The organism is Catenuloplanes sp. NPDC051500, assembly GCF_044454585.1.
Lineage (GTDB): Bacteria > Actinomycetota > Actinomycetes > Mycobacteriales > Micromonosporaceae > Catenuloplanes.
This window is the reverse complement of sequence record NZ_JBITDX010000015.1, coordinates 33,075-55,004: the sequence shown is the minus strand read 5'-3', so window position 1 is coordinate 55,004 and position 21,930 is coordinate 33,075. Positions and strand designations below refer to the sequence as shown.

General features: G+C 68.8%; 17 protein-coding genes. 3 read left to right on the top strand and 14 right to left on the bottom strand.

Features of this window, described 5'->3' with window-relative positions; genetic code table 11:
- The 6 genes from purH to ACIA8K_RS27070 all read right to left on the bottom strand — a co-directional run bounded on the left by purH (nt 1) and on the right by ACIA8K_RS27070 (nt 6,796).
- Entirely contained in the window at nt 1-1,683 is a 1,683-nt protein-coding gene (gene purH, locus ACIA8K_RS27095; protein ID WP_396064041.1) for a bifunctional phosphoribosylaminoimidazolecarboxamide formyltransferase/IMP cyclohydrolase, read from the bottom strand.
- Nucleotides 1,680-2,291, bottom strand: a complete 612-nt coding sequence (purN, locus tag ACIA8K_RS27090; RefSeq protein ID WP_396064039.1) for a phosphoribosylglycinamide formyltransferase — start codon at nt 2,289-2,291, stop codon at nt 1,680-1,682. Before purN ends, purH begins: the two co-directional genes overlap by 4 nt.
- A gap of 90 nt (nt 2,292-2,381) precedes the next feature.
- Complete coding sequence (locus ACIA8K_RS27085; protein ID WP_396064037.1) at nt 2,382-3,776, bottom strand: DUF6350 family protein; 1,395 nt, start codon at nt 3,774-3,776, stop codon at nt 2,382-2,384.
- Between the two features lie 91 nt (nt 3,777-3,867).
- A complete protein-coding gene (gene sucD / locus ACIA8K_RS27080; RefSeq protein ID WP_396064035.1) occupies nt 3,868-4,749 on the bottom strand; it encodes a succinate--CoA ligase subunit alpha in 882 nt (293 codons plus the stop codon).
- Nucleotides 4,750-4,751: 2 nt separating this feature from the next.
- On the bottom strand, nt 4,752-5,930 hold the full coding sequence (gene sucC, locus ACIA8K_RS27075; RefSeq protein WP_396064033.1) for an ADP-forming succinate--CoA ligase subunit beta: 1,179 nt from the start codon (nt 5,928-5,930) through the stop codon (nt 4,752-4,754).
- A 440-nt stretch (nt 5,931-6,370) separates the two neighbouring features.
- Nucleotides 6,371-6,796, bottom strand: a complete 426-nt coding sequence (locus tag ACIA8K_RS27070; protein ID WP_396064031.1) for a cobalamin B12-binding domain-containing protein — start codon at nt 6,794-6,796, stop codon at nt 6,371-6,373.
- A gap of 411 nt (nt 6,797-7,207) precedes the next feature.
- On the opposite strand from ACIA8K_RS27070, the gene ACIA8K_RS27065 reads away from it, so the two are divergent.
- Nucleotides 7,208-7,954 carry a M23 family metallopeptidase gene (locus tag ACIA8K_RS27065; protein ID WP_396064029.1) on the top strand — a complete coding sequence of 249 codons (747 nt, stop codon included), beginning with the start codon at nt 7,208-7,210 and terminating at the stop codon, nt 7,952-7,954.
- A 519-nt stretch (nt 7,955-8,473) separates the two neighbouring features.
- Here ACIA8K_RS27065 and pcrA read toward each other — a convergent pair.
- On the bottom strand, nt 8,474-10,864 hold the full coding sequence (gene pcrA, locus ACIA8K_RS27060; protein ID WP_396064027.1) for a DNA helicase PcrA: 2,391 nt from the start codon (nt 10,862-10,864) through the stop codon (nt 8,474-8,476).
- A gap of 103 nt (nt 10,865-10,967) precedes the next feature.
- Here pcrA and ACIA8K_RS27055 point away from each other — a divergent pair, with 103 nt between their 5' ends.
- Entirely contained in the window at nt 10,968-12,806 is a 1,839-nt protein-coding gene (locus tag ACIA8K_RS27055; protein ID WP_396064025.1) for a bifunctional metallophosphatase/5'-nucleotidase, read from the top strand.
- 249 nt (nt 12,807-13,055) lie between these two features.
- The gene (locus ACIA8K_RS27050; RefSeq protein WP_396064022.1) at nt 13,056-13,370 is read left to right on the top strand and encodes a chorismate mutase; all 315 of its coding nucleotides are present in this window, start codon (nt 13,056-13,058) and stop codon (nt 13,368-13,370) included.
- A 510-nt stretch (nt 13,371-13,880) separates the two neighbouring features.
- Here ACIA8K_RS27050 and ACIA8K_RS27045 read toward each other — a convergent pair.
- From ACIA8K_RS27045 to ACIA8K_RS27015, 7 genes are all read right to left on the bottom strand, one after another.
- Nucleotides 13,881-14,891 carry an ABC transporter ATP-binding protein gene (locus ACIA8K_RS27045; RefSeq protein ID WP_396064020.1) on the bottom strand — a complete coding sequence of 337 codons (1,011 nt, stop codon included), beginning with the start codon at nt 14,889-14,891 and terminating at the stop codon, nt 13,881-13,883.
- On the bottom strand, nt 14,884-15,915 hold the full coding sequence (locus tag ACIA8K_RS27040) for an ABC transporter ATP-binding protein (protein ID WP_396064018.1): 1,032 nt from the start codon (nt 15,913-15,915) through the stop codon (nt 14,884-14,886). Before ACIA8K_RS27040 ends, ACIA8K_RS27045 begins: the two co-directional genes overlap by 8 nt.
- 9 nt (nt 15,916-15,924) lie before the next feature.
- Nucleotides 15,925-16,860: an ABC transporter permease gene (locus tag ACIA8K_RS27035; protein WP_396064016.1), complete on the bottom strand. Its 936-nt coding sequence runs from the start codon at nt 16,858-16,860 to the stop codon at nt 15,925-15,927.
- A 50-nt stretch (nt 16,861-16,910) separates the two neighbouring features.
- A complete protein-coding gene (locus ACIA8K_RS27030; RefSeq protein WP_396064014.1) occupies nt 16,911-17,837 on the bottom strand; it encodes an ABC transporter permease in 927 nt (308 codons plus the stop codon).
- Between the two features lie 128 nt (nt 17,838-17,965).
- Nucleotides 17,966-19,597 carry an ABC transporter substrate-binding protein gene (locus ACIA8K_RS27025; protein WP_396064012.1) on the bottom strand — a complete coding sequence of 544 codons (1,632 nt, stop codon included), beginning with the start codon at nt 19,595-19,597 and terminating at the stop codon, nt 17,966-17,968.
- Nucleotides 19,598-19,907: 310 nt separating this feature from the next.
- Nucleotides 19,908-20,546 (bottom strand): response regulator, encoded by a 639-nt coding sequence (locus ACIA8K_RS27020; protein ID WP_396064010.1) that lies wholly within the window; start codon nt 20,544-20,546, stop codon nt 19,908-19,910.
- Nucleotides 20,547-20,551: 5 nt separating this feature from the next.
- Complete coding sequence (locus ACIA8K_RS27015) at nt 20,552-21,859, bottom strand: PspC domain-containing protein (protein ID WP_396064008.1); 1,308 nt, start codon at nt 21,857-21,859, stop codon at nt 20,552-20,554.
- Nucleotides 21,860-21,930 lie beyond the last annotated feature (71 nt).

The window sequence follows — 21,930 nt, the reverse complement described above, 5'->3', positions numbered from 1 at the left end:
TCAGTGGAAGAAGTGCCGGGCGCCGGTGAAGTACATCGTGATGCCGGCCTTCTGCGCGGCCGCGATGACCTCTTCGTCGCGGACCGAGCCGCCGGGCTGGACCACCGCGCGGATGCCCGCCTCGGTAAGCACCTCCAGGCCGTCCGCGAACGGGAAGAACGCGTCGGACGCGGCAACCGCGCCCCGGGCCCGGGCGTCGCCCGCGCGGGACACCGCGAGGCGGGCCGAGTCGACGCGGTTGACCTGGCCCATGCCGACGCCGACGGTGGCACCGTCCGCGGCGAGCAGGATCGCGTTGCTCTTGACGGCGCGGACCGCGCGCCAGGCGAACGCGAGCTCTTCAAGCAGCTCAGCGGACGCGGCCTCGCCGGCGACCAGGCGCCACGCGGACGGGGCGTCGCCGGCCGCGTCGATGCCGTCCCGGGTCTGGGCCAGGATGCCGCCGCTGACCTGGCGGAACTCGACAGTTGCCGGCGCCCAGGCCGGTGCGACCAGGATGCGCAGGTTCTTCTTGGCCTGCAGCACCTCGACGGCGCCGTCCTCGTAGCCGGGGGCGACGATCACCTCGGTGAAGATCTCCGCCACCTGCCGGGCCAGCTCGACCGTGACCGGCCGGTTGACCGCGATGACGCCGCCGTAGGCGGAGACCGGGTCGCAGGCGTGCGCCTTGCGGTGCGCCTCCGCGACGTCGCCCGCGAACGAGACCGCGATGCCGCACGGGTTCGCGTGCTTGATGATCGAGACGGCGGCGTCGGCCATGTCGTTTGCGGAGCGCCAGGCCGCGTCCGCGTCGACGTAGTTGTTGTAGGACATCTCCTTGCCGTGCAGCTGCTCGGCCTGCGCGAGGCCTGCGGGTGCGGCCGGGTCCGCGAACAGCGCGGCGCGCTGGTGCGGGTTCTCGCCGTAGCGGAGCACTGCGGTGCGGCGCAGCGCGAGCCCGGCGAACTCCGGCCACCACGCCTCGGACGGGTTCAGCTCCTGCGCGACCCACTCGGCGACGGCCGTGTCGTACTCGGCGATGTCCGCGAACGCGCGGGCCGCGAGCGCCCGGCGCTGCTGAAGCGTGAAGCCGCCCTCGGTCAGGGCCGTCTCCACCAGGGGGTACGCCCGGGGGTCGGTCACCACGGCCAGCGACGCGTGGTTCTTCGCCGCAGCGCGGACCATTGCCGGCCCGCCGATGTCGATCTGCTCGATGGTCTCCTCGACCCCGGCCCCGGACGCGACAGTCTCCTGGAACGGGTACAGGTTGGAGACGAGCAGGTCGAACCCGGCGATGCCGAGGTCGGCCAGCTGCGTGCGGTGCGACTCGAGCCGGGTGTCGGCGAGCAGGCCCGCGTGCACCTTGGGGTGCAGCGTCTTGACCCGCCCGTCCAGGCACTCGGGGAAGCCGGTCAGCTCTTCGACCCGGGTGACCGGCACGCCGGTGGCGGCGATCGTCGACGCGGTCGAACCGGTGGAGACGATCTCGACGCCGGCCGCGTGAAGTGCGGCGGCCAGCTCGGCCAGGCCGGTCTTGTCGTAGACGCTTACCAGCGCGCGGCGCAGCGGCCGGCGGTGGTCCGCGTCCGCGGTGGCCAGCGCGTCGCCCGCGACCACGGCATCGCCCGAGGTGACGGCGCCTTCGGCACCGGTGGCGGACACCGCGGCCGTCACGACGGCGGCCTCGCCAGGGGTGAGTGTCATGGGATGGTGACCTTTCTTCCCGTGATGGTCCAGCCTTCGCGGACCAGGCGCCCGACCTGCTCGACGAGCTGGCGGCGTTCGGCTTCCTTGATGCGCTCGGTGAGGTCGTCCTCGGTGTCGCCGTCGAGCACCGGTACGACTGTCTGCGCCACGATCGGCCCGGTGTCCACGCCCGCGTCCACGAAGAACAGCGTGGCGCCGGAGACCTTCACGCCGTATTCCAGCGCGTCGCGCGGCCCGTGGATGCCGGGGAACGCGGGCAGCAGCGCGTTGTGGGTGTTGAGGTAGCGATCGCCGAACGCGGTCAGGAACTCCGTGTTGACAAGTTTGAGGAAACCGGCGGAGATGATCAGGTCGGGCTTGTGCTCGGCGACGTGCGCGGTAAGCGACGCGTCCCACTCGGCGCGGGTGCCGAAGTCCTTCACCCGGTCGACGAACGTGGGCACGCCGGCGTCGGCCGCGATGTCCAGGCCGGCGATGCCGTCCCGGTCCGCGCCGACGGCCACCACTGTCGCGCCGTAGGCGGGGTCGGCGGTCGCGTCGAGCAGCGCCTTGAGGTTGCTGCCCGAACCGGAGATCAACACCACCAGTCGCGCGGGGAGATTCACCCCAGCACCCTACCGAGGGCGCCGGAGCGGCCCGGACGTCGGGTCTCACAGGTGAGACCAAACAGTCTCATGGGCGGGACAACGAGAGAATCAGCTCGCCGGCGGCGTACCCACGCGGGGTTTGTGGGTTTTTGTTCCGGCGACGAACATGCGGGCTGCGGCCGCTCCGGCAAGCGCGCCCACGCTGACCACGCCGGCGCCGATCAGGCCGACCTGCCACGCTGACGTGCCGAGTTCGGAGAGGCGCCCGCCGCCGAGCGAGCCGCCGGAGGCGAACGCGGCCGCGAACAGCACCAGGCCGGCGACCGGGCCAGAGGTGGCGGCGGCCGCGGTGAGACGGCGCCACGGCACGACGCGCGGGGGCCGGGACGGGTCACGGCCGGCCCGGCGCAGACGCCTGTGCAGTAGCCAGCCGGCAAGCATCGCGGCCACCAGCGGGACCGACGGGAGCAGCGCGCCGACGCCACCGAGGGGCCCGGACGGAAGAGCGGCCAGCAGCGGTACGGCCGGGAGCGCCCCCACGCTCACCTGCGTTATCTGCACTGTGGTGTGGGTGCCGAGCGAGAACCCGGGCCCGAGCAGGTAGCCGACCGCCCAGATCGCCGCGTTCGGCGCGTAGGCGAGGCTGACAAGCGTGATCCCGGCCTGGCCGCCCACGCCGGTGCGGTAGGCGCCGATCAGCTCGCTGGCGTCGCCGCCGTTGAGTGCTACCGCGAGCCCGGTGCTCCCCGCGCCGGCGGCCAGGATCAACAGGCCACCGACCACGCCGGTACGGATCCCGTCGCGCAGGAACCGGGGCATGCGGGACGCCAGCTCACCGAGGGCCCCTGTGGTGCGCAGCGCGCCGGTCAGCGACGTGACAGTGCCGAAGGCGAAGAGCGTGCCGAGCGCGCCCAGCGCATTGACCTCGGGTCCGCCGCCCGCGCCGACAAGCAGCGCGGCGAGCAGACCGAGCCCGCCCCAGCCGAGCCCGATTCCGCCGGCGACGGAGAACGCCTGCGTGAGCGTGCCGTCGTCGCGGGCGCCGATCGCACGGGAGACGTGCACACCGGCCCGGGCCAGCCGCCAGGCGACAAGCACCGCGAGGCCGAGCGGCGCGAGGCCGACCGGGCCGATCGAGGTCTCCAGGTGTACGCCGTGCCCGAGCAGCCAGGCGCCGAGCCCGATGATCGCGGCGCCGCCGATCGAGCCGGAGCCCTCGACGACCTGCGCGAGCCACATGACCAGCGTGACCGGCAGGTAGGACACCAGGAACGCCCAGCCGACCGCGACCGTGGCCGCGACCGCGAGCGGCGCCCGGCCGGCCCTGGCCTGGGCGCGGGCGCGTTGCAGCGGGAGCCGGACGGTGTCGCGGGTGCGCAGGTCCCGCCCCTCGGACGCGTCGATCTGGACCGTGTCGCGGGCAGCCAGATAGGCGGCCTCGGCGTCGGTCAGCGCGTCGTCTGACCGGGCGCCTGCGGCCGGACGGTCCGGGGTGCTCGGCATCGGTGCCTACTTTTCCACGTCAGCCACGGTCTGGCTAAGGAAAACCCCCGCCGAGTGTCCTCACTCGACGGGGGATGTGATCAGAACGCTGTCAGCTCATGATCTCGCGCATCAGGCGCGCGGTCTCGCTCGGCGTCTTGCCGACCTTGACGCCGGCCGCTTCGAGCGCGACCTTCTTCGCGTCCGCGGTGCCGGCCGAGCCGGAGATGATCGCGCCGGCGTGACCCATGGTCTTGCCGACCGGGGCGGTGAAGCCCGCGATGTAGCCGACGACCGGCTTGGTCACGTTCGCCTTGATGAAGTCGGCGGCACGCTCCTCGGCGTCGCCACCGATCTCACCGATCATGACGATCGCGTCGGTGTCCGGGTCGTCCTGGAACGCGGCGAGCGCGTCGATGTGCGTGGTGCCGATGATCGGGTCACCGCCGATGCCGACAGCGGTCGAGAAGCCGATGTCCCGCAGCTCGTACATGAGCTGGTAGGTAAGCGTGCCGCTCTTGGAGACCAGGCCGATCCGGCCGGCGCCGGTGATGTCGCCGGGGATGATGCCGGCGTTCGACTGGCCGGGCGACGCGATGCCGGGGCAGTTCGGCCCGACGATCCGGGTCTTGTTGCCGGACGCCAGGTTGTGCGCCCAGAACGCGGCGCTGTCGTGCACTGGGATGCCCTCGGTGATCACGATGGCCAGGCCGATGGCGGCGTCGATGGCCTCGACGACAGCGGCCTTGGAGAACGCCGGCGGCACGAAGATGACCGTGACGTCCGCGCCGGTCTCCGCGATCGCGTCCTTGACCGTGCCGAACACGGGCAGCTCGGTCCCGTTGAAGTCCAGCTTCTGGCCGGCCTTCTTCGGGTTGGTGCCGCCGACCACGTTCGTACCCGCGGCAAGCATGCGCTTGGTGTGCTTGGTGCCCTCAGAGCCGGTGATGCCCTGAACGATGACCTTGGAGTCCTTGGTCAGCCAGATAGCCATTGTCAGTTCCCCACAGCAGCGAGCTCGGCGGCGCGCGCGGCCGCACCGTCCATGGTGTCGACCCGCTCGACGAGCGGGTTCGCGGCCGAGTCGAGGATCTCGCGGCCGGCCTCCGCGTTGTTGCCGTCCAGGCGGACGACGAGCGGCTTGGTGACCTGCTCACCCTTGTCGGCGAGCAGCTGCAGCGCCTGGAGGATGCCGTTGGCGACCGCGTCGCAGGCGGTGATGCCGCCGAAGACGTTCACGAACACCGACTTGACGGCCGGGTCGGAGAGGACGATCTCCAGACCGTTCGCCATCACCTGGGCGCTCGCGCCGCCGCCGATGTCGAGGAAGTTGGCAGGCTTCACGCCGCCGTGGTTCTCACCGGCGTACGCGACGACGTCGAGCGTGGACATGACCAGGCCCGCGCCGTTGCCGATGATGCCGACGGAACCGTCGAGCTTGACGTAGTTGAGGTTCTTCTCCTTCGCCGCCTGCTCAAGCGGGTCGATCGACGCGGCGTCGACGAAACCCTCCTGGTCCTGGTGGCGGAAGTGCGCGTTCTCGTCGAGCGTCACCTTGGCGTCGAGGCAGAGGACCTTGCCCTCCGGCGTCTTGGCCAGCGGGTTGACCTCGACAAGCGTGGCGTCCTCCTTGATGAAGGCCACCCACAGCTTCTGCGCGATGTCGACGATCTGCTCGGCGACCTCGGCCGGGAACTTGGCGGCGGCGGCGATCTCGCGCGCCTTCGCCTCGTCCACGCCCTGGATCGCGTCGATCGCGATCTTGGCGACCTTGTCCGGGTCGGTGTCGGCGACCGTCTCGATCTCCACGCCGCCGGCGACGCTGGCGATGCACAGGAACGTGCGGTTCGCCCGGTCGAGCAGGTAGGAGAGGTAGTACTCGTCGGCGATGTCAGCGGTGACGGTCAGCATGACCTTGTGCACCGTGTGACCCTTGATGTCCATCCCGAGGATGTCCGTGGCGCGCGCGACGGCCTCTTCGGTGCCCTCGGCCAGCTTGACGCCACCGGCCTTACCGCGGCCACCGACCTTCACCTGCGCCTTGACGACGACCCGGCCGCCGAGACGGTCGGCGATCGCGCGGGCCTCCTCGGGGGTTGTGGCGACGCCACCGCTCAGCACGGGCAGACCGTGCCGCTCGAATAGCTCGCGCCCCTGGTACTCGTACAGGTCCACTTGCGCGTCCCGATTCACTCCGCGGCACCCCGGCGCCGCTGCCAGCGTGGATGTGCACCGCTCATCCGGTGATGAGAAATGGTGCCTTTCCCGTCACCCTAGCGACCTGGACACTCCGTGCCGCCATGCGGGTACATGGTGTGCGGTACTGCACATTCCGGTCCCGGGGGACGCGGCGGATGTTCCTGGGGCGGGCGGTGACACCGTGACCGCCGGGAAAAGAAAGCAGTAAAGGTGCTGGTCGGACAAAGCCGTCGAAAATCGCATGACAGCTTCCGTAACCCCTGTTCAGAGGTGTCGTTGAGTCAGATGTCAGCGCACCACGCGGCGCGCGGGACGAGAAAGCGGCCGATGCCCTGTCGGTCGAGGGGTGGCGGCGGGGCATCGCGCATAGAGGGGCCGGACGTGTGAGGGGTGCGTCCGGCCTCTCCCTATTTCTTTTATTTATTGCCCGCCGGGAATCCCGTAGCAGTGGCGCCGACGTTCTCCCGTACCCACTCGACGATGGACTGCATGGTGGCGCCGGGGCCGAAAATCTTCGCCACCCCGAGTCGGCTCAGCTCCGGAATGTCAGCCTCCGGGATGATGCCGCCGCCGAACACCACGAGATCGTCCACGCCGCGCTCGGCCAGCAGCTCGACCACGCGCTTGAAGAGCGTCATGTGGGCGCCGGAAAGCACTGACAGGCCGACCGCGTCAGCGTCCTCCTGAATGGCGGTCTCGACGATCTGCTCCGGGGTCTGGTGCAGGCCGGTGTAGACGACCTCCATGCCCGCGTCGCGCAGCGCCCTGGCCACCACCTTCGCCCCGCGGTCATGCCCGTCCAGGCCGGGCTTGGCGACGACGACCCGAATTCGCGGTTCCACAGCTGCCGCACCTCTATCTTCAGCGACGGGACATGCTCTCAGAGCTACCTTAACGATCGTGCAGCCCCAAAGGGGTGAGGAACAATAGCCGGTCTGAGAACAACCGCAAGGACGACCTGAGTAGCGTCGCTCACATCACGCAAAGTATTACCTAAAATTACGCTGCGCTACTAACGAATGGGGGTGCAAATGGTGACGAAATCCGGCATTTCTCGCCATGACATCGCACACCCTGTCAGCAAATCGGCCGCAGAACTTGTGACCGGCCCGGTGCTTGGCTACCGTGTCCAACGGTTGTCAACCGGGATACCCCGGACCGGCCACCTAAACCAGCCAGTGTTCACCGATGGTCATCACGCCACATTCAGTAGCGCGAACCGGCCGCGGGGGAACAGATATCGGAGGGTGTACGTGCGTCAACGGCTTTCATCCGAGCCTGACCGTTATCGCGGTCGACGCCGCGTACCCACGGTTCCGGGCAGCCGCTATGCAGCGGTCATCACCACCGCGCTCGTCGGCGCCGGTGTCGTGGCCCTGGGCGCGGGTGCCGCGATGGATGACGCCAAAGGCGTCGACCCCTCCGCCCTGAAGAACTCGCTCGACACCGCGTCCGCCGCCGCGGAGGACCTCGCCGAGCGCGAAGAGAGCGCCGAGCGCTCCACGCGTGACAGCGAGCGCACCGAGTCCGCCGAGGAGGGCCTGGCCACCTCGCTCAGCTCGTCCCCGGACGCCTGGCGGCTCCCGCTGCACGGATACGAGTTCAGCGCGCCGTACGGCGTCCGCTGGGGCAAGGTCCATGCGGGCATCGACCTCGCCGCCAAGGAGGGCACCGAGTACAAGGCGGTGCACGGCGGCACTGTCACGCTCGCCGGGTGGTACGGCGGCTACGGCTACGCGGTCATCGTCGACCACGGCGACGGCACCGAGACGATATACGGCCACTCCTCGCAGCTCATGGTGAAGGTCGGCCAGCAGATCGAGGCCGGCCAGACGCTCGGGCTGGTCGGCGACACCGGCCACTCGTACGGCTCGCACCTGCACCTGGAGATCCACATCGACGGCGAGCCGCTCGACCCGATCACCTTCCTGCGTGACCGCGGCGTCGACATCCAGCTCGAGATAGAGCAGCAGGCCGTCTACGGCGCCGTCACCAACTGACCCACCCAAAAACGCCCTCCCCCACCACCTCGGGGAGGGCGTTTTCCGCACCCCTGATATTCCCGCCTCAAACAACACCCTCAGGCACACACCGGCGGCCCCACCCCGAGCGCGCTTCTGGCAGCTCCTCGCCCCCCGCTACGCCAGCACGTCGTGTGAGGTGCGGACGCCCGCGGAACATCGGTGTCAGTCAGACACACCCGCTTACTCGACCCGCCTGCTTTTAGTCTGCAGTTTCTCCGGACCGTCGCGTTTCTGTACCGCCCACGTGAGGCGCGGACGACCGAGGAACGTCGGTGTCAGTCAGACACGCTCTTCGTCTGCCTGACACCGCCGTCCGCAGGCCGTGGCGTCGAGCCCGGAGGAGCGAAGCGACGACCAGAAGCAGAGCGCGGACGACCGAGGAACGTCGGTGTCAGTCAGACACGCTCTTCGTCTGCCTGACACCGCCGTCCGCAGGCCGTGGCGTCGAGCCCGGAGGAGCGAAGCGACGACCAGAAGCACAACCCAGAAGCACAACTACATCTTTTCCAGGGGGGCGTGGCGGAGTACCAGCCACACCTTCTGGTCGCCGAAGTCGATCTGTGCCCGTGCCCCCGCGCCCTGCCCCTCCACGGCCAGCACCCGGCCCAGCCCGTAGCGCTGGTGGTTGACCCGGTCGCCTGCCGACACGGACGGCGCCTGAGCGCGCAGGTCGCTGGCGGTCGCGAGCTTGCTGGCGTCGATGCCGAGCCGGCCGGCGATCTGCTGCGCCTTCGTCGTACCCCCGACGAAGTTTGAGTTCCTGGAGGCGGCTCGTCCGCCGACGCCGCCGGCCGAGCCGGACCACGTCGTGTAGGAGCCTTCGGTGCGTTCCCAGCGGACCAGCTCGGGCGGCAGCTCGTCGGTGAACCGCGAGGCCGGGTTGTACTGCGGCGAGCCCCAAGCCGAGCGGGTGACCGCGCGGGACAGGTAGAGCCGCTGGCGGGCCCGGGTGATGCCGACGTAGGCGAGCCGGCGCTCTTCTTCCAGCTCCTTGGTGTCGGACATGGCCCGCATGTGCGGGAACACACCCTCCTCCATGCCGGTGAGGAAGACGACCGGGAACTCCAGCCCCTTCGCCGTGTGAAGTGTCATCAGCGTGACCACGCCCTGGTGGTCCTCGTCAGCGCCCTCGGGGATCTGGTCCGCGTCGGCGACCAGCGCGACCTGCTCCAGGAAGCCGGCCACTGACGCGCCCGGCCCGCCGTCCTCGGCCAGCACCTCGGCCTTCTCGGTGTACTCCCGGGCGACGCTTACCAGTTCTTGAAGGTTCTCCACCCGGCCCGCGTCCTGCGGGTCGATGCTTTCCTCCAGGCCGTGCAGGTAGCCGCTGCGGGAGATCAGCAGTTCCAGTACGTCTTCCGGGGGTGCGGTGGCGGCCAGCTCGCGTGCGTCAGCGAGGAGCGTCACGAACTCGTTGATGCTGTTCACCGCGCGGGCGGAGATGCCCGGCGCCTCGGACGCGCGGCGCAGCGCGGCGCCGAATGAGATGCGCTCGCGGTTGGCAAGCGCCTCCACGCACGCCTCGGCACGCTCGCCGATGCCGCGTTTCGGCGTGTTAAGCACGCGGCGGATGCTTACGGTGTCGTCGTCGTTGGCCACGGCGCGCAGGTAGCCCAGCGCGTCGCGCACCTCCTTGCGCTCGTAGAAGCGCACCCCGCCGACGACCTTGTAGGGCAGGCCGACGCGGATGAACACCTCCTCGAACACCCGGGACTGCGCGTTGGTGCGGTAGAAGACCGCCACCTCGCCCGGCCTGGCGAGGCCGTTGTCGCCGAGCCGGTCTATCTCCCGGGCCACGAAGTCGGCCTCGGCGTGCTCGGTGTCAGCGACGTAGCCGACGATCTGCTCGCCGTCGCCCTGGTCGCTCCAGAGGCGCTTGGGCTTGCGGGACGTGTTGCGGTCGATCACCGCGTTCGCCGCGTTGAGGATGGTCTGGGTGGACCTGTAGTTCTGCTCGAGCAGGATGGTCCGCGCGTCCGGATAGTCGCGCTCGAACTCCAGGATGTTGCGGATGGTCGCGCCACGGAACGCGTAGATCGACTGGTCCGCGTCGCCGACCACGCACAACTCGGCCGGCGGCAGCCCGGCCTCGGGCACGCCGTTGCCGACCAGCTCCCGGATCAGCGTGTACTGCGCGTGGTTGGTGTCCTGGTACTCGTCGACGAGCACATGCCGGAAGCGACGCCGGTACGACTCCGCGACAAGCGGATGCGACTGGAACAGGTGCACGGTCGCCATGATCAGGTCGTCGAAGTCGAGCGCGTGCGCCTCCTTCAGCCGGCGCTGATACAGCTGGTACGCCTCGGCGAGCGCCCGCTCGTTCGGCCCGGAGGCCTTGGCGGCGAAGTCCTCCGGGTCGGTCAGCTCGTTCTTCAGGTTCGACACCTGGGTGGCGAGGCCGCGCGGCGGGTAGCGCTTCGGATCGAGATCGAGCTCGCGGGCGACCATTGCCATCAGGCGGCGCGAGTCGTCAGCGTCGTAGATGGAGAACGTCGACTTCAGCCCCGCGTGCTCGTGCTCGGCGCGCAGGATGCGCACGCACGCGGAGTGGAACGTCGAGACCCACATCATCCGCGCGCGGTTGCCGACAAGCGCGGCGACGCGTTCCTTCATCTCGCCGGCGGCCTTGTTGGTGAACGTGATCGCCATGATCTCGCCGGGATGCACGTCGCGCATGCCCAGCAGATATGCGATGCGGTTGGTCAGCACCCGGGTCTTGCCCGACCCGGCGCCGGCCACGATGAGGAGCGGCCCGCCGGCGTGCGTGACCGCATCGCGCTGGGGGCCGTTGAGCCCGTTGAGCAGCGCCTCCGGGTCACGCCGTGGCGGCGCGGGCCGGGTCGGCGGCGTGGGCTGGACCGGTGGGATGTCAAAGAGCGATTGCATCGCGGGCAAGTCTAGGCCCTGTGTATGACAGGCAACCTCGCCGATGCCAAGACGACACGTTGAACCACTGGCGGGGTGAATGTAGATGCTCAAGCATGTCTGCATGGATGGATCTCGCAAGCGCCTCTGGCCGGTGCTGCGCACGCTGGCCACGCCGGCTGCGGCGCTGGCCGTTGCCATAGCTCTGGTTCCCTCGAGCGCACCCGCCGGCAGTCCCGGCGCGCTGACCCCGGTGAGTGTGACCTACAACAACGGCGGCGGTAAGACCGTCAAGGGCAGCTTCCTCAGCTACAACGACTTCCACGGCGCCATCGACCCGCCGACCGGCAGCAGCGGGCTGATCACCGGCGTCCCGGCCGGCGGCGTCGAATACCTGGCGACCTCGCTCAAGAAGCTCCGCGCCGAGGCGAAGGCGGAGGGTCGCGGCCGCAGCATCACTGTCGGCGCGGGTGACCTAATCGGTGCGTCGCCGCTGGTCAGCGCCGCGTTCCACGACGAGCCGACGATCGAGCTGATGGATGAGGTCGGGCTTGACATCAGCTCGGTCGGCAACCACGAGTTCGACGAGGGGGTCAGTGAGCTGATCCGCCTCAACCGCGGTGGCTGCCACCCGGTCGACGGCTGCCAGGACGGCGACGGGTTCGCCGGCGCGCGCTTCACATACCTGGCCGCGAACACTGTCTACAAGAAGTCCGGCCTGCCGATCCTGCCGCCGGTCGAGGTGCGGCTGGTCGACGGCGTACCGGTCGGCTTCGTCGGCATGACGCTTGAGGGCACGCCCGGCATCGTCAACCCGGCCGGCATCAAGGACGTCTCCTTCCTCGACGAGGTCGAGACGGCTAACAAGTGGGGTGGCCTGCTCCGCGCGTTCGGCGTGAAGTCGCTGGTCCTGCTGCTGCACGAGGGTGGTCAGCAGAACTCGCCGCCGGCCACGCCCGTGCTCTCCGACTGTGCGAACTTCTCCGGCCCGGTCGTCGACATCGTCAAGGGCCTGCGCCCGGAGTTCGGTCTCGTCGTCTCCGGTCACACCCACCGCTACTACACCTGCGCGCTGCCGAACTCGGGCGGCGCCCAGACCGTGGTGACAAGCGCCGGCAGCAACGGCACGCTGATCACGGACATCGACTACTCGCTGGACAAGCGGACCGGCCGGTTCGCCGAGATCGTCGCGCGCAACGTGATCGTGGAGAACGGCATCAAGAACGCGGACGGCACCTGGCAGACCGACCCGGCCGGCGCGCCGGTGCGCAACCCCGCGCTTGTCGACCCGGCCGCCAAGCGGATCGCGGACAAGTACCGCGCCGCGGTCGCCCCGATCGCGAACCGGGTGGTCGGCTCGATCACCGCCACGATCAGCCGTGACGTGGGTGCGAACCAGGAGAGCCCGCTCGGCGACGTGATCGCTGACGCGCAGTTGGCGTACACCCAGGCCAACGGGGCGCAGATCGCGCTGATGAACCCGGGTGGTATCCGCGCCGCACTCCCCTACGACTCGCAGACCGGTGGTGAGGCGCCCGGCCAGATCACCTACGGCGAGGCGTTCACCGTGCAGCCGTTCAACAACCTGGTGGTGACCCAGACGTTCACCGGCGCGCAGCTGAAGGACGTGCTGGAGCAGCAGTTCGTCGGGTTCGGCGGGCAGACCTCGCAGCGCGTGCTGCAGGTGTCGGCCGGCCTGACCTACAGCTTCACCTCGACGGCCGCGGCCGGCAGCCGGGTGAGCGCGCTCGCGCTCAACGGCGTGCCGATCGACCCGGCCGCCACCTACCGGGTGACGACGAACGACTTCCTGGCCAACGGCGGCGACGGCTTCACCAACCTGACGCTCGGCGCGGACCGCACCACCGCGCCCGGCTTCGACGTCGACGCGCTTGTGACGTACCTCGGGGCGAACAGCCCGGTGGCGCCCGGGACCGCCGGCCGGATCACCCGGCTGGGCTGATCATGACCGGTCTGAGCGGGACACACTGTCGGGTCATGTCCGGTAGATGGGCAAATGCTTGCGCGGGCTCGCCGTGCGTGGGCATACTCGACGACGTGTTCCCACAGGCGCGATTTTATGGCTACGGCTCCGCCAGTCCGGCAGCCGTGGGTCACGCCTGAACGCAGACCTACGAGAAGCCCCGGGCTCGGCAGCCCGGGGCTTTTTCGTGTCCCGGGGACCGACCACGCACGATCAGGAGACAGAGAGATGGCCACGGTAGTGGAGCAGCCTCAGGACGCGAGCGGTCCCGCGCAGGACACCGGCACCGCGGAGGCGACGGCATCGGCCGAGATCCTGGCGATCCGAACGCGGATCAACGAGATCGACGAAGCGTTCATCGCGCTCTGGAAGGAGCGGGCGGCGCTCTCCCAGCAGGTCGGCGTGACCCGGATGGCCTCCGGCGGCACCCGCCTGGTCCTCAGCCGCGAACGCGAGATCATGGAGAAGTTCCGCGACGCGCTCGGCCCGGACGGCAACCAGCTCGCCCTGCTCATCCTCCGAGCCGGCCGCGGCCCGCTGTAAGTCCCTCCGCAGGCCCACCCGTCGGTTCCGGATCCCGCAGAGGGCTGCGGAGAGTCCCGGGTCTTCCTTTTCCCGCTCACGCCGTGGTGCGGCCCGCATGCTCCCGCGGGCCAACCTCGCGTCGGGCTCCGCTGGCGCTCCGCACGTCGCTCGGAGCCGGTTCCGCCGTGGCAAGGACGAAAACTACGGCTGGTCCTTCTCCCGGCCACGGCGCAACCGGAAGGAAGGCCGCCCGCGGCCGCCCGGTGCCCGCGGGAGCGTGCGGGCCGGACCACCCCGTGAGCGGGAAAAGATCTGCTTCTAAAAACCGCGCAGCGGAAGTGATCTGTCTCTACATCCCGAAGGCCTGATGCTCGTGGCAGTCTCCCCGAGCCCGGCGACACTTGACCACGTCGTGAGGCGCGGACGACCGAAAAGCCGGCGTCAGACAGACACGCTTTCGTCTGCCTGACGCCGGCTTTCCTCGGCTGTGGCGTCGAGCCCTTAGGAGCGGAAGCGACAACCAAAAACTCAATCCACCGCGTGGACCACGTCGCGGACCTCGGCGAAGTGGCAGGCGCTCGGGTGGCCCGACTTCGGGCGGAGCGTCAGCATCGGGTCCTCATCCGCGCACTTCTGCTGTGCCTTCCAGCAGCGGGTGCGGAAGCGGCAGCCCGACGGCGGGTTGGCCGGTGAGGGGACGTCGCCCTCGAGCACGATCTGGTCGCGGTGACCGCGCAGCGTCGGGTCCGGCACCGGCACTGCCGAGAGCAGCGCCTGGGTGTACGGGTGCGTCGGCTGCTCGTAGATCTCCAGGTCACGGCCGGTCTCGACGACCCGGCCGAGGTACATGACCGAGACGCGGTCGGCGATGTGCCGGACCACTGACAGGTCGTGCGCGATGAAGATGTAGGACAGTCCGAGCTCCGACTGCAGCCCTTCCAGCAGGTTGATCACCTGGGCCTGGATGGACACGTCGAGCGCCGACACCGGCTCGTCGCAGACGATGATCTCCGGCTTGAGCGCGAGCGCGCGGGCGATGCCGATGCGCTGACGCTGGCCGCCGGAGAATTGGTGCGGGTACCTGTTGATGTGGTCGGGGTTGAGGCCGACCAGGTCGAGCAGGTCACGCACCCGGGCCTTGCGGTCGCCCTTCGGCACCACGTCCGTGTGGATCTCGAACGGCTCGCCGATGATGTCGCCGACGGTCATGCGCGGGTTCAGCGACGTGTACGGGTCCTGCAGCACCATCTGGATGTTGCGGCGGGCCCGGCGCAGCTCGCCGCCCTTGAGCTTGGTCATGTCCTGACCGCGCACGTTGATCGAGCCGGCCGTCGGCGTCTCCAGCCCGACCAGCAGGCGGGCAAGCGTGGACTTGCCACAACCTGACTCGCCAACGATGCCGAGCGTCTCGCCGCGCTTGAGCTCCAGGTCGACGCCGTCGACCGCCTGCACCGCGCCGACCTTCGACTGGAAGACGATGCCCCGGGTGATCGGGAAGTGCTTCTTCAGGCCCTGCGTCTGCAGCACGATGTCACTCAACGCCGACGACCTCCTTCCAGAAGTGGCACCGGGCGGTGCGGTTGTGGGTGACCTGGTACGCCGGGGGCACCGGGTCCTGCCGGCAGACGTCCCGCGCGTACCTGCAGCGGGGGGCGAACGGGCAGCCCGGCGGGATGTTCGTCAGCGTGGGCGGAAGGCCCTTGATCACGCTGAGCTGCTGGCCCTTGAGGTCGACCCGGGGGATCGATTCGAGCAGCGCCTTCGTGTACGGGTGCGCCGGCCGGGCGTAGATGTCGTAGACCGGCGCCTCCTCGACGACCCGGCCCGCGTACATGACCGAGATCCGGTCCGCCACGTCCGCGACCACGCCCATGTCGTGCGTGATCAGGATCAGGCCCATGTTCCGCTCGCGCTGGACCTCGGCGAGCAGGTTCATGATCTGCGCCTGCACCGTCACGTCGAGCGCGGTGGTGGGCTCGTCCGCGATCAGGACCTCGGGGTCGAGCGCCAGCGCCATGGCGATCATGACGCGCTGCCGCATGCCGCCGGAGAACTGGTGCGGGTACTCGTTGACGCGCTGCCGCGCCGCCGGGATCTTCACCTGGTCCAGCAGCTCGATCGCGCGCTTCTTCGAGTCCGCGCGGGACATGCCCCGGTGCTTGCGGAACAGCTCGCTGAGCTGGAAACCGACTGTGAAGACCGGGTTCAGCGCGGAAAGCGCGTCCTGGAAGACCATCGCGATCCGGTTGGCCCGGACCTGGCGGCGCTGCTCCTCCTTGAGCGTGAGCAGGTCGACGCCGCGGTAGCGGACCTCGCCGCCGGTGACGTACCCGGGCGGCGTGTCAAGGATGCCCATGATCGCCTGCGCGGTGACGGACTTGCCGCAGCCGGACTCGCCAAGGATGGCGAGCGTCTCGCCCTCGGCCAGCCGGAAGTTCGCGCCGTTGACCGCCTTGGCGACGCCGTTCGCGGTACGGAACTCGACCTTGAGGTCTTTCACCTCGAGGAGCGGGGCCGCGGGGTCGATCGGCAGGAACTCGTTCTTAACCTTGATGTCAGTCATTGTCGTCGCTCACCGCAGCTTCGGGTCGAAGGCGTCGCGGATGGCGTCGCCGAGCATGATGAACGCCAGCACGGTCATCGCCAAAAACATCGACGGCGCGACCAGCGGCGGAGCGGACTCGCGATAATGCTTCGACGCGGTGGAGATGTCGATGCCCCACGAGACCGCGTTCCCCTTCAGGCCGATGCCCAGGAACGACAGCGTCGCCTCGGTCGCGATGAACTGCCCAAGCGCGATCGTCAACACGACGATGAACGGCGCGATCGCGTTCGGCAGAATGTGCCGGAACATGATCCGCACGTTGTTCGCGCCCAGCATCCGCGCGGCGGCCACGTAGTCCTGACTCTTCGCCGAGATGACCGACGAGCGCATCACGCGCGCCGCGGTCGTCCAGCCCAGAATGCCGAGCACCACGACCACGGCCATCAGGCCGGACGAGCCGCCGGTGTTCCCCGAGGCCAGACGCTTGCCGAGCACGATCGCGGCGAGCAGCAGCGGGATGCCGAGCACGATGTCGGTGATCCGGGACAGGACCGCGTCCAGCCAGCCGCCGAAGAACCCCGACGTCAGGCCGAAGATCAACCCGATCGAGGACGCCAGCGCCGTGGACAGCACACCCACCCAGATCGAGGCACGCGCACCGTAGACCGTCCGGGCGTAGATGTCACAGCCCTGGAAGTCGAACCCGAACAGCGCCCAGCCGGTGCCACCGGCGTGCTGACGCGACAGCGAACAGTCCGCAGGATCATTCGGGGTGAACAGCGACGGGAACGCCGCCATCAGGATGACGATCAGCGCGATCGCGGACGCGAACCAGAACACCCAGTTGCGCCGCAGATCCCGCCAGGCGTCCTGGCCCAGGCTGCGGGCCTTCTCGCCTCCGGCGCCCTTGACGGGAGTGCCGCTCGGCACCTCCGTCGCGGCAATCGACTGCAGATCACTCATGACACTTCGCCTCGCTCCGGTCTTCTCCCCGTCCGTGTCCTGCGGTCTGCCTACTCATACCGGATCCTCGGGTCGAGGACCGCGTAGAGCAGGTCGACGATCAGGTTGGCCAGGATGAAGATGATCACCAGCACGCTCACGAAGCCGACGACAAGCGGCCCGTCCTCGGTGGTGATCCCCCGGAACAGGGACGAACCCACGCCCGGGACGTTGAAGACGCCCTCGGTCACGATCGCGCCGGCCATCAGGCCACCCAGGTCGACACCGATGTAGGTAACCACCGGGATCAGCGAGTTGCGCAGCACGTGCACACCGATCACCCGGTTCCGGGTCAAACCCTTGGCCTTCGCGGTACGCACGTAGTCCGCCCGAAGGTTCTCCACCACCGACGTCCGCGTCAGCCGGGAGTAGGTGGCAAGCGAGCCGGCACCAAGCACGATCGCGGGCAGCATCAGCGCGTAGAACGACGGATCAGCGCCCGCGGTCGGCGGGAACAGGCTGAACTCCACGCCGAGGAACAGCTGCAGGACCGGCGCGAGGACCACGATCGGAATCGAGATCAGCACCAGCGTGATCACAAGCGTGGTGCTGTCGAAGATGCTGCCACGGCGGATGCCGGCCACGACGCCGGCGACGACGCCGATCAGGGCGGCGAACACGACGGCCATGAGCGCGAGCTGCGCCGTGACGGGCCAGGCGCGCTCAAGCATCTCGGAGATCGGGCGGCCGGTCAGCGAGGTGCCGAAGTCGCCCTGGAACAGGCCACGCATGTAGTAGCCGTACTGCACGATGAACGGCTCGTCGAGGTGGTACCGCTCGGTCAGGGCCTGTCGGACGTTCTCCGAGATGGGCCGCTCACCCGCGAGCGCCTGCAACGGGTTGTCTTGGTTGGCGAACATGAGCGCGTAGACGACGAACGTGGCTCCGAAGAACGTGAGCACGCCCTGAAGTAGGCGCCGGAGAATATAACGAAGCATGTCTCAGGCCTTCTCCGCGATTCATCGCGGTGCAAACTGCCTCGTGAGCAGCGACTGCGTGACACGGCGGTGGCGCCACGGATCCGATTGGACCCATGACGCCACCCCCGTCATGACGCGGTGTTGACTCAGGCAGCTTCGATCTTGGTGAGGTCCACGCGGTTGAAGAGGTCCATCTCGACGTTCTTCACCTTGGTGGAGTGACCGAAGACGTTCTGGCCGAACCGGAGCGGAACAACCGGCATGTCCTTCACCAGCAGGTCCTCGGCGGCCTGGTACTTCGCGATCGCGGCCTCCGGCGTGGCGGCCGAGACGCCGTCCTTCACCAGCTGGTCGAACTGCGGGTTCGAGTAGCCGTAGTAGTTCGACGAGCCGTCAGTCGTGTAGATCGGGCCCAGGTAGTTCTCCATGGACGGGTAGTCCATGACCCAGCCCATGCGGAACATGCCGATCGGCTGCTTCTGGTCCAGCTTGGTCAGCAGGTCGGCGAACTTCGGCTCGGCGACGCCGGTGCACTCGATGCCCAGGTTCGTCTTGAGCTGGTTGCAGGTCGCGTCGACCCAGTCCTTGTGGCCACCGTCACCGTTGTAGGTGATGGTGATCTTCGCCGGGCCACCGGCCGCGGCGTACTCGGTCTTCGCCTTGGCGGCGTCGAACGTGCAGTACTCACCGCAGGTGTCGTCACGGAAGCCGGCCACGACCGGGGAGACGAACGAGCGGGCAGCGGACTGCGAACCCTTGAAGACGCTGGTGATGATCTCGTCGCGGTTGATCGCCTGCGAGATGGCGCGCCGGACCTCAGGCTTGCTGAACTCGGCCTGGTACGTCGGGAACGCGACGAACTGGAACGTGGAGGCCGGGCTCTTCTTGAACCGGTCGCCCAGGTCCGACTCGGCGGAGGTGATGCTCTCCGTCGGGATGGTCTTGAGCACGTCCAGGTTGTCGGACTGCAGGTCGGCGTAGGCCGCCGGCAGCGCCTGGTACACGCGGAAGAGAACGCCGCCGACCTTGGGCTTGGTGCCCGGGAAGTCCGGGTAGGCCTCGACCTCGATCTGCGCGTCGTGCTGCCACGTGCCCTTCATCTTGAAGGGGCCGTTGCCGATGATCGCGTCTTCGAAGCCCTCCTTGATGACACCCTCGGAGGCGAACGCGGCGGCCGGCAGCGGGTAGAACGCGGTGTAGCCGAGCATCGTCTTGAACTCGGAGAACGCCGCGGACAGCTTGACCGTGAAGGTCAGGTCGTCCACCTTCGCCAGGCCGGTCAGCGTCTTGGCCTTGGGGTCGGGGGCCTTCTGCGGGCCGTCCTTGCCGTCCGGGTCCTCAGACTGCAGGTCGGACCAGCCCTCGACCTTCTCCCAGAAGTAGGAGTTGTTCTGCGCGTTCGGGCCGTACGAGCCGTAGTTCCACGCGTTGATGTAGCTGTCCGACGTGACCTTCTCACCGTTGTGGAAGGTGTAGCCGTTCTTCAGCTTGATGGTCCAGGTGATGTTGTCCGTCGTCGAGATGGACTCCGCGGCCACCTCGACCGGCTTGTTGTCGGCGTCGTAGTCCACGAGCGGGGAGAACAGGGCGGCGAGCACCTGCGAGCCACTGGTCTCGTTCGTGTTGGAGGGGAGCAGGTACTGCGGCTCCGCGACCTCGACCGAAACAACAGCGCTGGAGCTCGTCGGCTCATCGTCGCCGCCGCCACCACAAGCGGTGACGAGCAGGGCGGTCGCGGCCAAGCCGGCCGAGATCTTTATTGCGGTTTTCCCGCGCATGGGAAGAGCCTCCTCAGGGCACTCACGAGGGGTATGTGAGGTGAGGAACACTGTGACACCGCATGGCTGCGCAATGAAGATGCTGTTATCAAGCCGATACTTGCCAGGTGGGACGGAATGGCCTGTTACCTGCATGTTTCGTGCCGTAAGCCGTCCCATCTGATCAGGTCTTTCATCGCATCGCCTGCACACCGTCGCCGTTTCCGCAGGTTGCGGCTGTGATGTTCCCCGCGCCCGGTGTAACTCCCTGATTAACAAAATCCAATGTAGACATGCAAGGGATTTTTCCGGACGAACCGGATTCGGAGCGCTAGACGAGGCGTCGGTCGGCAGCCCAGCGGGACAGCTCGTACCTGTTGCTCATCTGGAGCTTGCGCAGCACGTTCGACACATGGGTCTCGACTGTCTTGATCGAGATGAACAGCTCCTTGGCGATCTCCTTGTACGCGTACCCCCGGGCCAGCAGCCGCAGCACCTCGCGCTCACGGTTGGTGAGCTGGTCGAGCTCCGGATCGGCCACCGGCGCGTCCGGGCGGGCCGCGAACGCGTCGAGCACGAAGCCGGCCAGCCGCGGGCTGAACACCGCGTCACCCTCGGCCACCCGCTTGATCGCGGCGGCCAACTCGTCCGGCGAGATCGTCTTCGTGACGTAGCCGCGCGCGCCGGCCCGGATCAGGCCGATCACGTCCTCCGCCGCATCCGACACGGAGAGTGCCAGGAACCGGACCTGCGGATGCGACTTGCGCATCGCCTCAAGCACCGCGCGGCCGCCGCCGTCCGGCATGTGCACGTCGAGCAGCACCACGTCCGGGTCGGTCGCCGCGATCCGGCTCACCGCCTCCGCCACTGTGCTTGCCTCGCCCACCACGTCCACGTGGGCGCCCAACTCGGCACGGACACCGGCCCGGAACATCGCGTGGTCGTCGACGAGGAAGACTCTGAGACTCATGCCTGTCACCTTTCCTTACCCGCTGGCGCTGCCTTACCGGAGGTCACCGCGTCCCGCTCCATCGGCAGGAACAGTCTGACCTCGGTGCCGTCACCGATCTCGCTGCGGATCTCCGCGCGGCCGCCGTGCCTGCTCATCCGGCCCAGGATCGAGCCGCGCACGCCGTGCCGCAGGTCCTCGACCGTGTCGATGTCGAAGCCCGCGCCCCGGTCCCGGACGAAGACGCTCAGCTGCTCCGGCTCGACCTCCGCGTAGAGCGACACGCTCGCCACCCCGGCGTGCCGGGCCGCGTTCACAAGCGCCTCGCGGGTGGCCATCACCAGCGCGCCGACGCGCTCGTCCGTCTCCCGGTCGCCGACAACCACGACCTCGACCGCTATCGCGTACGTGTCCTCGACCTCGGCCGCCGCCTCCTCAAGCGCGGCCGCGAAACGCTCGGTCGGCGACGCCGTCGGCTTGTAGAGCCAGTTCCGCAGGCTGCGCTCCTGGCCCCGGGCCAGCCGCTGCACCGCCTTCACGTCGTCCGCGTTGCGCTGGATCAGCGCCAGCGTGTGAAGCACCTGGTCGTGCACCATGGCGGCCAGCTCGGCCCGCTCCGTCTCCCGGATCCGGCCCTCCCGCTCCGCGCGCAGCTGACTTACGGTCCGCCACAGCACCGGCGCCGCGACCACCGCGACGCCGGCCAGACCGAGCCCGGCGAACATCACGCCGTTGATCACCGCTTCGCTGTTCTCCGCCGGGGCGTAGACCGCGACCATGCCGATCACGCCGACCGCGACCAGCAGGCCGCCGCCGATGAACCGGAACAGGAACAGCCGCCTGTCGCTCTCCTCAAGGAACGTGCCCAGCCAGGGGAAACTCGGCAGCGCCTCGGTCCACTGACGGCGCCGCTCCGGCGTCGACTCGTGCCAGATGATGCCGGCGCCGACCGCCACGATCGCGACCAGCCAGCCGGCCGTGCTTGTCACGCTCGCGTTCCGGCCGAGCACAAGCACCTGCAGCAGGATCAGGCCGAGCCCGATCGCGATGAACGGGACCAGCTGCGACACGTCCCGCCGCTTCGGCTCACCGTTCGGCTCGTAGGGCAGCACCGCCCAGAAGCCGGCGTAGAGCATCAGGCCCAGGCCGTTGAAGCCGAGCAGGATCACGAAGGTCGCCCGCACGGCAAGCGGCGACACCCGCAGGTGCCGGGCCAGGCCGGACGCCACACCGGCGACCACGCGGTGATCGCGTGCCCGGTACAGGCGGCGGTACTCTCTGGCGGTATCGATCGTCGGCTCCCAGGCTTCGTACGCGCGTGCTTCTCTCCGCATCGATCGTCACATGCGTGCGGCGCGCCGGCCACGGGTTACCACCCGGACAAACAGGGTGCGCCAAACTCAGG

What these genes read in the sequence shown, in the direction of transcription:
- purH (WP_396064041.1), bottom strand. Translation starts at nt 1,683, where the DNA reads ATGACACTCACCCCTGGCGAGGCCGCCGTCGTGACGGCCGCGGTGTCC.
- ACIA8K_RS27085 (WP_396064037.1), bottom strand. Translation starts at nt 3,776, where the DNA reads ATGCCGAGCACCCCGGACCGTCCGGCCGCAGGCGCCCGGTCAGACGAC.
- sucD (WP_396064035.1), bottom strand. Translation starts at nt 4,749, where the DNA reads ATGGCTATCTGGCTGACCAAGGACTCCAAGGTCATCGTTCAGGGCATC.
- pcrA (WP_396064027.1), bottom strand. Translation starts at nt 10,864, where the DNA reads ATGCAATCGCTCTTTGACATCCCACCGGTCCAGCCCACGCCGCCGACC.
- ACIA8K_RS27055 (WP_396064025.1), top strand. Translation starts at nt 10,968, where the DNA reads ATGGATGGATCTCGCAAGCGCCTCTGGCCGGTGCTGCGCACGCTGGCC.
- ACIA8K_RS27050 (WP_396064022.1), top strand. Translation starts at nt 13,056, where the DNA reads ATGGCCACGGTAGTGGAGCAGCCTCAGGACGCGAGCGGTCCCGCGCAG.
- ACIA8K_RS27040 (WP_396064018.1), bottom strand. Translation starts at nt 15,915, where the DNA reads ATGACTGACATCAAGGTTAAGAACGAGTTCCTGCCGATCGACCCCGCG.
- ACIA8K_RS27035 (WP_396064016.1), bottom strand. Translation starts at nt 16,860, where the DNA reads ATGAGTGATCTGCAGTCGATTGCCGCGACGGAGGTGCCGAGCGGCACT.
- ACIA8K_RS27030 (WP_396064014.1), bottom strand. Translation starts at nt 17,837, where the DNA reads ATGCTTCGTTATATTCTCCGGCGCCTACTTCAGGGCGTGCTCACGTTC.
- ACIA8K_RS27025 (WP_396064012.1), bottom strand. Translation starts at nt 19,597, where the DNA reads ATGCGCGGGAAAACCGCAATAAAGATCTCGGCCGGCTTGGCCGCGACC.
- ACIA8K_RS27020 (WP_396064010.1), bottom strand. Translation starts at nt 20,546, where the DNA reads ATGAGTCTCAGAGTCTTCCTCGTCGACGACCACGCGATGTTCCGGGCC.
- ACIA8K_RS27015 (WP_396064008.1), bottom strand. Translation starts at nt 21,859, where the DNA reads ATGCGGAGAGAAGCACGCGCGTACGAAGCCTGGGAGCCGACGATCGAT.